Below are 13,548 nucleotides of genomic sequence, written 5' to 3'. Positions count from 1 at the left end.
ATGGATAAACTCAATCACCCGCTGGCTCGGGGAGCCAGTTACCTACTGATTTATCTGACCGCCCTACAGCCATTGCATCCGGCATTTGGTGCTGTGATCAATACCACAAATAATCAGACTCAAGTGCGGCAGGGTAATGTGCCGGTCGTAGATATTGCCACACCCAATGAGGCGGGCATTTCGCACAATAGCTACAAAGACTTCAACGTTGGTGCGCCTGGCGTTGTGCTGAATAACGCCACTCAGGCTGGCAAGTCGCAGTTGGCGGGAGAGTTAAGCGCCAACGGCAATTTAAACGGCAATGCCGCCCACCTGATCGTAAACGAAGTCACTGGTGGTAGCCGTTCAGAGCTGCAGGGCAAGCTGGAAGTTTTCGGCAATAAAGCTAACGTGATAATTGCCAACCCTAATGGCATTAGTTGTGATGGCTGTGGGTTTATTAACACCCCTGGCGTCACCTTGACTACAGGTAAACCACAGTTTGATCAGCGGGGAGCATTAGAGGCGTTAGAGGTAAAAAAAGGCGCTATAACTATCGGCGGCAATGGGCTGGATGGTAATTCGGCCGACTATGTCGACATCATCAGCCGTGCCACCGAGTTGAACGGTAAAATCAACGCCCAAAATCTGTCGTTAATCCAAGGCGCTAACCGAATCAGCATCAAGGATGGCACCATCAAACCGATCAACGGCGAAGGGCCCAAGCCTCAGTTAGCAGTCGATACCAAAGCATTGGGTGGCATGTATGCTAACAGGATCCGTTTGGTTGCTAACGAGACGGGTATTGGGGTCAATCTTAACAATATCAACAGCTCGCAGCGTGATATTACACTTAACGCCAATGGAAAAATTGTGTTGGGTAGCGTGCACGCGCAAACGGATCTGAACGTCAGCGCTAGTGAGGTCGCTATTCCTGCTAATGCAAGTGTGCGTGCTGAACGCGATATGACGCTGGCGGCGACCGCATTCAGTAATAGCGGCAATGTGACAGCGCATCGTGATATGCGGATCTTTGCCGACTCAGTAAGCAACGTCGGTGACAAGGCTGCACTGCACAGCAACAAGAATCTGTGGATACAGAAAGACGCGCAGGGCAACAAGGCTAAAATGGTGGATAACCGTTCTGCACGTATTCAGACCAATAGTGGCGATCTGGTTATTCGGGCAGACAGACTCAATAACGTGCGTAATTCGGTGAGCGCGGAGTGGCGGAATATTCCTGGCAATTCCAAGGCGTTTAATAAATCTTTCGTGGGTAGTTACTACGACACACGCAACGGTGTAGATGCTATTGTACGGCTGGAACCAGAATTGAAAGACTTTGGTTTTGGCAGTTGGTTCGGGGAAATCAATCTTTCAAAAAGCGATAAGGTCAATGTCAAACGGGATGAATATATCATAACCCAATCACAAGCTCCCGCAACGATCAGTTCTGGCAGTAATGCTTATATTAATGCCTCTACATTATGGAATGACCAATCCACGATTAAAGCCGCTAAAGATCTGATACTGACCGGGAACACCTTCTCAGTTAAAGGGGAACAGTTGGGGCAAAAGGATCTTTATTGGCGATTGGCGTCTACCACTTTTGGCGTCGGCGGTTTTGCCAGCGATGAAGATGCGCCAACTGGAAACTGGGATTTATTATATGTTAATGAAAAGGCGAAATATAACAAGCAGCAGGAGATTCTGACGTGGAAAATAACGGGGTATCAGAACTCATCAATTACCGCGGGTAATAATTTGACGGCGGATTTTAAAGATAAAATACATTTTTATACATCGTCTCCGCTGGAGGGGAGTGTCAATGAAGTTATCGGATTAGGGCGAACAGATACGTTAGCTGCGAAAAATATTCTGTTGCACGCCAATAAAATTATCAGCACAGATAAAATTAGTGCACATGACGATTTAACTGTTATTGCTGATGATCTATTTTATACCGACGGCACAGAACTGACGGCGGGTAATAGTCTATCCGTTTTGGCGGTTAATGAGTTGGATACCCGCCAAGGCTACCTGAAAGGGAAAAACATTACCCTGACCAGCCGAAACGGCAACGTCAAGGTTCACACATCGCCGACTCAACGTTATTTCGGCAGCGATGGTTCTCGCTGGCTAAGCCAGTTAAATGCCTCGGGCGATTTGACGTTGAACGCGGGCAAAAGCATCTATTTACGCAACATCTATATGGCCCCACAAAGCAACAATATTGCTATGACGGCCAGCGCTGGCATCTCGATCGAAAGAAATGATGAGGCGTTGGATAACGAGAGAGTAGGACAACATCTTTCTGCTGAGAACAGGCTGGTGCAGTTTAACCAGATGTTGAATGCCGGACAAATGAACTCTACCGGCTCGGTGTTGCTCAACAGTGGCGGCTATCTGGCATTACGCGGCACCCATATTAAAGCCGGAAAGGATATCACCTTACTGGCTGGTCATAACGCCGATCTTAATTACCGTGTATTGGGGAAACAATTTAATGCTTTATTCCCTGCTTCACGTACGCCTGAGCTGGGTAGCCAGATACAGGCTGGTGGTAATTTATTGATCAATACAGCACGCGATCTCGGTACCCAGGGGGCAACGTTAGCCGCCAATGGTAATATCACTCTGCTTGCGGGGCAAAACCTCTGGTTGTCTGCACTGGGGTACTCCGTCGTTGATGCGGCTAATGATAACAACAAGAACGATCGCCAACTGATCACCACTCTTCATGCAGGAAAAAACCTGACGGCGGCGGTAAATAATCAACTGTTGGCTTACGGTGCTAAGTTGACCTCAGGTGGCAATATGACACTGACCTCTGGCGGCGATATTCGCTTCGAGGCAGTGGAGAACAAGACTCACCGTGTACATTCCGGTGGCTACACGGAACAATTGATTCAGCAGGGTAGTGAACTGATTGCTGGTGGCCTGCTTACGATAATTTCCCGTGGCAGCATTTTGTTCCAGGCGACCCGGTTACAGTCTAAAGGGCAAACCGGCCCGGTAGCGCCTGCGGCGAATCTATCCGGTGTGGATGCCGCATTGGCAGCGGCCGAGCGGCAGTTTCAGGCATCCCGTCAGAGATTTGACGAGGCGCAGCAGAATAAAGCGCAGGCAGAGGGGCTGCTTGGTGCTCGTAAACGTGAACTAGGCGCTGCGCAGCAACATCCGGATACGTTGTCACTATTTGATGTCGGCGCGCATCCCATAACCTCGTCAACAGCCCGTTTCGTTGCGGTGCCAAGTTACAGTGGCGGAGGCGTTCATTTTGATGCATCGGCTCGCATTGACAATAAAGATCATCTAGATCGGCTGTTGCGGGAAGGCGGAAGTGCCTTTGTCAATAATGTCTTGCAATGGGGAGAGGCTTGGGCTCCCACCCCTGACGGTGTCAAAGTTGCCAATGCGATAAAAGAAGCCACTGTGGCGGAATATGACAAGATACGCCAGCGCCTAATTGACCGGCAGAATGCGGTAAATAGTGCCAAAAATGCGGTTAACACGGCACAAAACACGTTCAACCAGGCTCAGCAACGTTTGGAACAGCCTGCAAGAGAAAAGAGTGTTGCTGAAAACCGCCTGAATGCTGCGCGGACTGAAAAACAACGTCAATATGATGCGGAAAAACAACGCAAGGCACAGGAGGATGCACGTAATCGGGAGTTGGCTGTTCGTACTGGCACTCTAGATATAGCGGCGCAAGGAGGTTATCTGTATGCGCAAGCCATGGAAGAGTCGAATCACTACGAAGACAAAAAGAAAAAATGTAATAAATGGAGCCTATGTATCACCAAGAAAGAGGTGACGCAAACACGTCATGACGTCACCAATAAGGTCACCGAGTTTCTCGCTGGCGGCAATATCAATCTGCTGAGCCGAGACAATAGTACTTATGAAGCGAGCAAAATAGCCGCTGGGAATAATGCTCGTTTGACCAGCACTCGGGGAGCAATCAATTTCCGGGCGGTCAAAGATACCACTTTTGAACAAACGGTTTCCCTGTCTAAGGGATTCTTTATCAAACAGGCTGATAAAGGCTATTCAGAGGGGAAATGGGTACTACCAAGTATTCATGCTGGTGGCAAATTGGTGATCAATACTGCCAATGGTATCAGCACCGATGTGAAGGTGAAGAACGGGCAGGCACTGCAAAGCGCTATTGATGCGTTGGGGAATACGCCGAGCATGGCCTGGATCAAAGATCTCAACAAGCGCAACGATGTGCAATGGAACGCAGTGAAGGACGCCTATGACAGTTGGGACTATCAGAGCCAGAAACTGAATCCGGCCGTGGCGGCGGTCATTGCCATTGCTGCGGCGACAGTGACAGCAGGCAGCTCATTAGTTGCAACCGCTGCCAGCAGCACGGCTACAGCAGTAGGCGGTGGGGCCGTAACTAGTGGTGTTGTGACCGCCGGAATGTCTTCGCTAGCGTCGCAGGCTGCCGTTGTGCTGGTAGAGAATCAGGGCAACCTGTCGAACACGTTGAAGGCGTTGGGTAACAGTGACGCAGTTAAGGCTACTGCAACCGCTATGGCAATTGGAGGCGCGCTGAACGGTTTTGATAGTGTAACAGGATGGAATAAGGATGCGGCAGGTAAACCACTTAATCCCAAGGACGTGAAGTTGCCTCAGCTCAGCAATGGTGATTGGAGCAAGGTGGCGCAGCGCGTGGCGGGCCAGTCGATTATCAGCTCGAGCCTGAATACCGCAATTAACGGTGGGAGTTTTAGGGATAACTTAACCAATGCTTTGCTGAGCAATATCGGTGGTCAACTTAATGCTGAAGGGGCCAATCTGATTGGCGAAAACGGGCAGGTATTGGGTGTTCCTGGCAAGGTACTAAGCCATGCTGTGGTGGCCGGAGTTGCGGCAGAGATTGGGCGTGGTGACGGTAAAGGCGCTGCTGCCGGGGCATTGGCGGCGGAGCTGGCAGGGGTGATGATGCAAAGCACCTTGTTCGAACCGTCTAATCTCAATGAGAAAGAACGCCAACTGCTGCGCTTGCAGGAAGCCCTACAAGGTAACGAGACGAAGGAGCAAACGGTACGGGTTATTGGGGCTTTGACCGGTGCCCTTACGACACATACGCCTGAGGGAGCGTACAGTGCTGCAGATAGCGCCCAGAGCGTATACCGATATAACATGACCGAACATATGTTGTATCAATATGCTCTAGATAATCAGCGGGATATTCTGGCAGCGGACAAAGGCGATAAGGATGCCGCCAAGCGAGTTGTCGCGCGTCGTGAGGCTGCTGTGGCGGTTGCTGTTGTCGGTGGAGGTGGTTTGGCACTTTCCGCTGGTGGCATGACATTGATTGGTGCTGCACCTGAATTGGTATTGGCTGCCCGTCTGGCTATTGCCAGTTGTAAAACTAATCCCGCGCTTTGTCTGAATCAGGCCGGTATTTTTGCGGCAGATATTGTTTCTCCAGAGGCCATCATTGGGGTTGGTGCAGTAACTACCGGCAGCACGCTTATCCTTGGGAAGTCTGAGAGTAGCGCAAAGAAACTAGCACAACAGCTAGTTAAGACCTCCGATGAACTGTATAAAAACAAGAGCTTTAATACACAACCTGTTGCGGATTTTATCAAGGGTGAGACGGCGACTGGTGCAAATCTGTCGGCTAAGACTGCGGATTATCTGCGAGATATCCAGAAAATCAATACAGACCAACTGATTAAGGTATTTGATCCTAAACAGGCGGATAGTAAGCTGAATGTGTTCGGGAAGCAGTTTGAACAGGTGCTTGGTGAAGGGGGCAGTAACAAGCCAGGGAATGTGAAGGTGTTCTCTACCGAGAAGATGACTGAGCAAGAGATCTTCAACTATGCACAGTCGTTGGCTGGTCACCTAGCACTTACAGAAAGAAAAACCTCCTTAGGTACCGTCTACTATGCAAAAGTTGATGGGGCAACGATCAACTTGCGGAATTATTCAAATAGCCAAGAGGAAACCAAAGCTCGCTGGACAATTGATATAATCGGTAATCAACAATTAGATGCCTTTAGGGGCAATGGTAAAGTAAAAAAGAGAACAGAAATTAAATTCCGATGAGGTTATCGATGCTATATAGCGATGAAGAGTTCAAGTTGTTTAGCGAGGAATTAGAGGGGTCATCAATTGGGACTGTATGGTCAGCAATGAGCCCCGATAATTTCGGCAGAGAGGCACTATCATATGAAGAGAAGAAAGCGTATTTTTTGGAGCTTCTTCAACGTCTCATACAAGAAGGAAGGATAAAATTAGCGTCTCGCGGAAATTTTTTGAAGGGAACTGTTGAGGAACAAATTGCATTGTATCGAGATGCTTTCCCCAAAAACCAGGAGGAAATGGAGGATGGTGCTTTCGATGGGTTTTGGTTTCTAACAGAAAAATGTCCTGCTGGCATTGTCTGGGTACATGAGAATGGCTATCTGGACTGGACGTAATCTGTTCCCCCTCCTAAAAATCTATCTAATGCCCCAAGCCAGTGCTAGGGGCATCTTAAACAAGCACAAGTTGTTGATTACTGCTGCGCCTTCAGCCAGGCAATTTCCTCGGCCCAGATATCCGGGTTCACCGTTTCCAGGATCAGCGGGATGTTATCGAAGCGCTCGTCGCGCATGATATAGCTGAACACGGTCTTACCAATATTGCCTTCACCCAGGCTGTGGTGGCGGTCAACGCGGCTGCCAAACTCGCTCTTGGCATCGTTAAGATGCATACCGCGCAGGTAATTAAAGCCCACCACGTCGCCTAGCTCTTTAAACGTCTTCTGGCAATCTTCTTCGGTACGCAGATCGTAACCGGCGGCGAAGGCATGACAGGTATCAATACAGACACCGACGCGGCTCTTGTCTTCTACACCGTCGATGATCGCCGCCAGATGTTCAAATTTGAACCCCAGATTGCTGCCTTGCCCGGCGGTATTCTCGATCACGGCGGTGACGCCCTGGGTTTTATCCAGCACGATGTTGATCGACTCGGCGATCCTTGCCAGGCACTTATCCTCATCTATCTGCATCAGGTGGCTGCCCGGGTGGAAGTTCAGCAGCGTCAGCCCCAGTTGCTCACAGCGTTGCATCTCATCAAGAAACGCCTCACGGGACTTCTCCAGCGCTTCCGTTACCGGATGGCAAAGGTTAATCAGATAGCTGTCATGCGGCAGGATTTGCCCTGGGCCGTAGCCGTACTGTGCGCAGGCACTTTTAAACTTGTCTATCACGTCGGCAGGCAGCGGGGCAGCCTTCCATTGACGCTGATTTTTAGTGAACAGGGCGAATGCGGTCGCCTCTAATTCGTGTGCGCGGATCACGGCCTGATCTACGCCGCCAGAAGCGCTGACGTGTGCACCGACAAACTTCATTTTCATTCTCCTGTGTTAACGCTGCCATTATGGCATTGATAAGCGAAGGATTGAATGGTGGGGGTAAAACAAGCAGGCCCGAAAGCTCGGGCCTGAAGAGGGGGGATTACAACAGGTGCTGCACCAACAGGTTGATGGCACCGCCGCCAAAGATCAGCCAGACAAACAGCAGCGTTGCCAGCAGAATGGGTTTCACACCCGCCTGACGTACCGCGCTAATGTGGGTGGTCAGCCCTAAAGCGGCCATTGCCATGGCCAGCATCCAGGTGTCGATGGTGATCAGATGCTGTACCAGCGTAGCCGGGATCAGGTTGAACGAGTTCAGCCCGGCAACGGCGATAAACAGCACAGCAAACCACGGAATGGTGATGGCCGATTTTTCACTCTTGCTGCCGTTACCGGCCCGGCGGCTGATATAGCCAGACAGCAACAGCAGGAACGGGGCTAACATCATGACGCGGATCATCTTGGAGATCACCGCCGCGTTTTCCGCATCTGGGCCGATGGCATGGCCAGCAGCAACCACCTGAGCTACCTCATGGATTGTCGAGCCAGCGTAGATGCCGAAGGTTTCCTGTGTCAACGGCAGCCACTGGAAGTGCTCATTCAGTTGATACAGCCACGGATAGGCAAAGATCGCCAGCGTACCAAACACCACTACGGTAGAGACTGCGACGGCAACCTTACTGGAGTCTGCCTTCAGCACCGGCTCGGTGGCCATTACGGCCGCGGCTCCGCAGATGCTGCTACCGGCACCGATCAGCATGGTGGTTTGGCTGTCGAGGCCGAACACTTTTTTACCCAACCAGCAGGCCAGCAAGAAAGTGCTGCTCAGGGTCAGGGCATCGATAATGATCCCGCTGGCCCCCACGTCGGCAATTTGCTGGAAGGTTAAACGAAAGCCATAAAGAATGATCCCCAGGCGTAACAGTCGCTGCTTGGCCAGCTGTACGCTGCTATGGCAACTAGGCTGCAACCAGGGATAAAGAGTGTTGCCGACCAGGATGCCGCACAGGATCGCCAGCGTCAGGGCGCCTAATCCCAACCCGGCAACCCAGGGAACATCGCCCGCCCAGACCGAAAACGCGGTCAGCGCGCCGGTCAGCAGTAAGCCTGGTATCAACCGTGGTAGTCCAAACAGCGGAAAACGCTGTTCGGGATAGGTATGAGTGCTGTGACTCGCCATGATTATTCTGTCCTCTGCTAAATTCCTGAGTGCAATGATAAAAGCAGGTGACCTAAAAGAGAAATTGATTATATATTTATAACTTATCGGAATAAGTGGTTGATCGGCTGGACGGTCGACTACTCCGCCAAGCCTAATCCTGTAAACGTGATAACCTTATAAGGCAGGGCAGTAAGCATTACCAATGCCGTGTAACTGATTTTTGGTGTTTTCATTTTAATGGTTTTGTCTGACCATTCTCTTTATGTCGAGGCTGTTATGCATATCACTTTGCGCCAACTGGAAGTTTTTACCGAGGTGCTGAAAAGCGGATCCACCACTCAGGCCTCAGTGGTATTGGCTTTATCACAATCGGCAGTCAGCGCGGCGCTGGCCGATCTGGAAGGGCAACTGAAGGTGTTGTTGTTCGATCGCGTGGGTAAACGCCTGGTGATCAACGAACATGGCCGCTTGCTATACCCCAAAGCGCTGGCTCTGTTGGAGCAGGCTGGGGAAATAGAACAACTGTTCCTGCATGACAGCGGCGCGTTACGCATCGCCGCCAGCAGCACCATCGGCAACTATATGCTGCCAGAGATGATCGCCCACTATCGCAAAGATTTTCCTGCTACAGCGTTGGAACTGAACGTGGGCAATAGTCAGGAGGTGATTGTTGCGGTAGCTGATTTTCGAGTCGATTTGGGGCTGATCGAAGGGCCGTGCCACATGCCTGAGTTGGTCACCCAGCCGTGGCTTGAAGATGAACTGGTGGTGTTTGCCGCGCCGGATAACCCATTGCTACAGCAACCGGTGACCCTGGCAACGCTGGCCAGTGCCCCTTGGATCCTGCGGGAGCGGGGGTCTGGCACGCGGGAAGTACTGGATCATCTGCTGCTGGCGCACCTGCCAAACTTCCAGTTGGTGATGGAGTTGGGCAACTCGGAAGCGATCAAGCATGCAGTGCGCCACGGCATCGGCATCAGTTGCCTGTCACGTCGCGTAGTGGAAGAACAGTTGGCTAGCGGTGTATTGGTGGAACTGAGCATTCCTCTACCGCCATTGATGCGCACGTTGTATCTGATCCATCATCGGCAAAAGCACATTTCCAATGCGCTACAGCGTTTCTTGAGCTATTGCGTTGGGCAAAAACCGGACAAGATCGCATAAAGCCATCATTAGGGCCGCTGCTAATAATTGGCGGCGGATTATGAAGCTATCTTATATCAGGGCAATGTTACTAGTTCGCTGGCGGGTATTTGTTACAATCCGGCCCTCATTTTTGACGAGCAGATAGGGTAAGAATGGCTCAGCAGGATATAAAAACAGCGGGGCAGAAAGCACCCGGATTACGCCGCGAGCTGAAAGCGCGGCATTTAACCATGATTGCCATTGGCGGTTCCATCGGTACCGGCCTGTTTGTTGCCTCTGGCGCAACGGTTTCCCAGGCAGGCCCAGGCGGCGCGTTACTCTCCTATGCATTGATTGGTCTGATGGTGTATTTCCTGATGACCAGCCTGGGTGAGCTGGCGGCGTTTATGCCGGTTTCAGGATCGTTTTCCACCTATGGTGCCAAGTATGTTGAAGAAGGTTTCGGCTTTGCGCTGGGCTGGAACTACTGGTACAACTGGGCGGTGACCATTGCGGTCGACCTGGTAGCGTCACAGTTGGTGATGAACTATTGGTTCCCAGACACGCCAGGCTGGATCTGGAGCGCCCTGTTCCTTGGCCTGATGTTCTTGCTTAACTACATCTCGGTCAAAGGCTTCGGTGAAGCGGAATACTGGTTCTCGCTGATCAAGGTGAGCACGGTAATTATCTTTATCGTCCTTGGCGTACTGATGATCTTCGGTATCTTGAAGGGCGGTGAAAATGCCGGTTGGCATAACTGGACGATCGGCGATGCACCGTTTGCCGGTGGCTTCTCGGCCATGATTGGCGTGGCAATGATCGTCGGCTTCTCGTTCCAGGGCACCGAGCTGATCGGTATCGCGGCGGGCGAGTCGGAAGATCCGGGCAAGAACATTCCACGCGCAGTGCGTCAGGTGTTCTGGCGTATTCTGTTGTTCTATATCTTCGCGATCCTGATTATCAGCCTGATCATTCCTTATACCGATCCGAGCCTGTTACGCAATGACGTGAAAGACATCAGCGTCAGCCCGTTCACGCTGGTATTCGAACATGCTGGCCTGCTCTCTGCGGCGGCGGTGATGAACGCGGTGATCCTGACGGCGGTACTCTCTGCGGGTAACTCCGGGATGTATGCCTCAACCCGTATGCTGTTCACGCTGGCTTCGGAAGGTAAGGCGCCACGTATTTTCGCCAAGCTGTCAAAAGGTGGAGTGCCACGTAATGCGCTGTATGCCACCACCGTTGTAGCGGCGCTGTGCTTCCTTAGCTCGATGTTTGGTAATCAGTCCGTTTATCTGTGGCTGCTTAATACCTCGGGCATGACCGGCTTTATCGCCTGGTTGGGGATCGCCATCAGCCACTACCGTTTCCGTCGCGGCTATGTGATGCAAGGGAATAGCCTGAGCGATCTGCCGTATCAATCCGGTTTCTTCCCGTTGGGGCCAATGTTTGCCTTCGTGCTGTGCTTGATCATCACGCTGGGGCAGAACTATCAGGCCTTCCTGGCGGACCGTATCGACTGGTACGGCGTGACGGCAACCTACATCGGTATTCCACTGTTCCTGATTATCTGGTTCGGTTATAAGCTGACGCGCGGCACCAAAGTGGTGAAGTACAGCGAAATGGAATTCCCGAAATGGAACCCTGATAAGTAAGCGATTAGTTCTAGACGCGGCGGGTTACCGTCGCGTTCTCCCCCCCCCCTCAAAAATCCCCCCAGCTAAAAACCAAACAAAAAAAGGGCCGCACGATGGCAGCCCCTTGGTACAAACTCTGTTTGGCAATCAGAAGTTGTAAGTCATGCCCACGGTATAACGACGGCCATCCAGCGTGGTGTTGTAGTGCTCGTAATCCACGGTTTTATCCAGAATGTTGTAAACTCCGCCGCTAAGCTGCAGGTTTTTCAGCGCCTGGTAACTCACCCCGGCATCAACAAAAGTATAGGATGGCGTGCTGACCGCCATTGAGGTGCGGCTCAGGTATTCCGAGGTTTCGCTGCGGAAGTTAACGCGTGACCACAGGCCGAGATCCTCGGTGGCTTGCCAATCCAGCACGCCATTGATCATGTGCTTCGGCATCTGGTTCAGCGCCTTGCCCTGGAACTCACCGCTCTTTTGTTCAGATTCGGTAAAGGTGTAGTTGGTGCTCAGCTTCCAGTCTTCGGTGATCTGCCAACCGGTGGTCACTTCGATACCGCGCATATTGGCTTTATCCACGTTGACGCGGTCGCTGACGAAATCATAAGTGGTGTTACCGATGGTACAGGCCGGATCCTCTGAACTGTTACAGCGGCGAACTTCGGTGATCTTGTCTTTGAAATCGGTGTTGTACAGAGTGATGCCTGCGTTCAGCCCCTCCTGGTTATCCCACAGGATACCGACCTCTTCACTGATGCTTTTTTCTGGCTTCAGATTCGGGTTACCCACGATGATGCCGTTGCTCACGCCACCGCCGGTGATCTGGCCCCAGTTGGCAGAGGACTGGCGCAGGTCTGGCGAGCGATAACCCGCAGAAACCCCGCCTTTCACGGTCCACATTTCTGTCAGGTGCCACACGCCATACATGCGCGGTGTCCAGTGGCTGCCGTAGTTCTGATCGCGATCCATACGGATCCCGGTGGTCAGGCTGAAATCGTTGGTCAGCGCCCATTCGTCTTCGGCGAACAGCGCCCAGCTCCAGCGGGTCAGTTGGTCCAGACCGTCAGCCGCTTCCAACTGGTTGCCACCGTCACTCAGTTTCTCATAGCGGTATTGCCCGCCGAGGTTCAGCATGTGGGAACCAAGATCAAATTGGGTCTGGGTGTTGAAGATGGTGTTGTACATCTTCATGTTGCGTCCGGGGTTATTGGTCTCTTCTCGTTGAACGTAGCTGGTGCTGTTACCAAAGTCGTAATAGCCGTTATGGGTGATCGAGTAGTTATTACGAGTATACAGATTGTCGCTGGAGGAATTCGGCTTACAAACGCCTTTGCGGCAGTTTTCTAATGCGACTGACTTACCCGGCGTACTGTTACGATCCTGCAGGGAACGACCGATTTCGAAATCAAAATCGTTTTTCTCATCCGGCGTCAGGCTGAATACCGCCGTGCCGCTGCGCATACGCTGTTCGTTAAAGCCATTGGTAAAGTGGTCTTCCCCACGATGGGAGAACAGACCGTTCACCCGCAGGCCAAGCAGCCCATCGATCAGCGGGCCAGAGGCGTAGGCGTTAGTCTGGTAGATATCACCGGAATCCCGGTCTTCCTGAATGGTGGCATCGCCTTGCAGGGAGCCAACCCAGTCTTTAGTGGTGGAGGTTTTGCGCGTGATGATGTTGATCACCCCACCCATGGCATCGGAGCCATAGAGAGAAGACATTGGCCCGCGTACCACTTCAATACGTTCAATAGCCTGCAATGGCGGCAGCCAACCTTGCTCGATACCGGCGTTGTCGCTGTTAGGGCGGGTGCCTCGGGTATCGACACGTTTACCATCGATCAGGATCAGCGTGTATTTAGAGGACATCCCACGAATGCTGATGTCGCTGCTGCTGGCACCGCCGGTTACCACCACGCCCGGCACGTCTTTCAACGCATCGGTGACGTCGCGGTACGCGCGGGTTTCCAACTGTTGGCGAGGGATCACCGATATGGTGGCCGGCGAGTCTTGAATTCTTTGCTGGAAACCGGAGGCGGTGACCACCATGGTATCTTCTGTTTGTGCCAGAGCGCTGCCGCTGGCGAGTGATGCGAGGATTAACGCGGTTAAAGTGTTATAGCTTGGCTTTTCCATGGGTTAAATATTCCCGTCCGAGGTCAACAGGTTTTCCTGTTAGTTGTTTGATTTAAAAGAATATGTTTTCACGCTGCCGCGAGAATTTTCGTTGCGTGAGGAAAACGTCAGGCCATTGTAAGGAAATCGTCATGAATGTAAAT

General features: G+C 51.8%; 7 protein-coding genes. 4 read left to right on the top strand and 3 right to left on the bottom strand.

What is annotated here, in order from left to right:
* On the top strand, nucleotides 1–6,051 hold the full coding sequence (locus ACMV5H_RS07875) for a DUF637 domain-containing protein (RefSeq protein ID WP_414821671.1): 6,051 nt from the start codon (nucleotides 1–3) through the stop codon (nucleotides 6,049–6,051).
* An 8-nt stretch (nucleotides 6,052–6,059) separates the two neighbouring features.
* The gene (locus ACMV5H_RS07870; RefSeq protein WP_115158155.1) at nucleotides 6,060–6,425 is read left to right on the top strand and encodes a DUF596 domain-containing protein; all 366 of its coding nucleotides are present in this window, start codon (nucleotides 6,060–6,062) and stop codon (nucleotides 6,423–6,425) included.
* A gap of 77 nt (nucleotides 6,426–6,502) precedes the next feature.
* On the opposite strand, the gene nfo is transcribed toward ACMV5H_RS07870, so the two are convergent.
* Both nfo and ACMV5H_RS07860 read right to left on the bottom strand, forming a co-directional pair.
* Entirely contained in the window at nucleotides 6,503–7,342 is an 840-nt protein-coding gene (nfo, locus tag ACMV5H_RS07865; RefSeq protein WP_414821670.1) for a deoxyribonuclease IV, read from the bottom strand.
* A 106-nt stretch (nucleotides 7,343–7,448) separates the two neighbouring features.
* Nucleotides 7,449–8,528: a YeiH family protein gene (locus ACMV5H_RS07860; protein WP_414821669.1), complete on the bottom strand. Its 1,080-nt coding sequence runs from the start codon at nucleotides 8,526–8,528 to the stop codon at nucleotides 7,449–7,451.
* 258 nt (nucleotides 8,529–8,786) lie between these two features.
* Here ACMV5H_RS07860 and yieE point away from each other — a divergent pair, with 258 nt between their 5' ends.
* Nucleotides 8,787–9,674 (top strand): DNA-binding transcriptional regulator YeiE, encoded by an 888-nt coding sequence (gene yieE / locus ACMV5H_RS07855; RefSeq protein WP_021805849.1) that lies wholly within the window; start codon nucleotides 8,787–8,789, stop codon nucleotides 9,672–9,674.
* A 134-nt stretch (nucleotides 9,675–9,808) separates the two neighbouring features.
* Nucleotides 9,809–11,290, top strand: a complete 1,482-nt coding sequence (locus ACMV5H_RS07850) for an amino acid permease (RefSeq protein WP_021805848.1) — start codon at nucleotides 9,809–9,811, stop codon at nucleotides 11,288–11,290.
* Between the two features lie 129 nt (nucleotides 11,291–11,419).
* On the opposite strand, the gene ACMV5H_RS07845 is transcribed toward ACMV5H_RS07850, so the two are convergent.
* Complete coding sequence (locus ACMV5H_RS07845; protein ID WP_166732960.1) at nucleotides 11,420–13,405, bottom strand: ligand-gated channel protein; 1,986 nt, start codon at nucleotides 13,403–13,405, stop codon at nucleotides 11,420–11,422.
* Nucleotides 13,406–13,548 lie beyond the last annotated feature (143 nt).

The organism is Serratia sp. N21D137, from assembly GCF_047530005.1.
In the GTDB taxonomy this organism is placed as follows: domain Bacteria; phylum Pseudomonadota; class Gammaproteobacteria; order Enterobacterales; family Enterobacteriaceae; genus Chania; species Chania fonticola_B.
Note: the sequence above shows the minus strand (reverse complement) of the source record. Positions and strands in the feature narration are given on the sequence as shown.

What these genes read in the sequence shown, in the direction of transcription:
- ACMV5H_RS07875 (WP_414821671.1), top strand. Translation starts at nt 1, where the DNA reads ATGGATAAACTCAATCACCCGCTGGCTCGGGGAGCCAGTTACCTACTG.
- ACMV5H_RS07870 (WP_115158155.1), top strand. Translation starts at nt 6,060, where the DNA reads ATGCTATATAGCGATGAAGAGTTCAAGTTGTTTAGCGAGGAATTAGAG.
- nfo (WP_414821670.1), bottom strand. Translation starts at nt 7,342, where the DNA reads ATGAAGTTTGTCGGTGCACACGTCAGCGCTTCTGGCGGCGTAGATCAG.
- ACMV5H_RS07860 (WP_414821669.1), bottom strand. Translation starts at nt 8,528, where the DNA reads ATGGCGAGTCACAGCACTCATACCTATCCCGAACAGCGTTTTCCGCTG.
- yieE (WP_021805849.1), top strand. Translation starts at nt 8,787, where the DNA reads ATGCATATCACTTTGCGCCAACTGGAAGTTTTTACCGAGGTGCTGAAA.
- ACMV5H_RS07850 (WP_021805848.1), top strand. Translation starts at nt 9,809, where the DNA reads ATGGCTCAGCAGGATATAAAAACAGCGGGGCAGAAAGCACCCGGATTA.
- ACMV5H_RS07845 (WP_166732960.1), bottom strand. Translation starts at nt 13,405, where the DNA reads ATGGAAAAGCCAAGCTATAACACTTTAACCGCGTTAATCCTCGCATCA.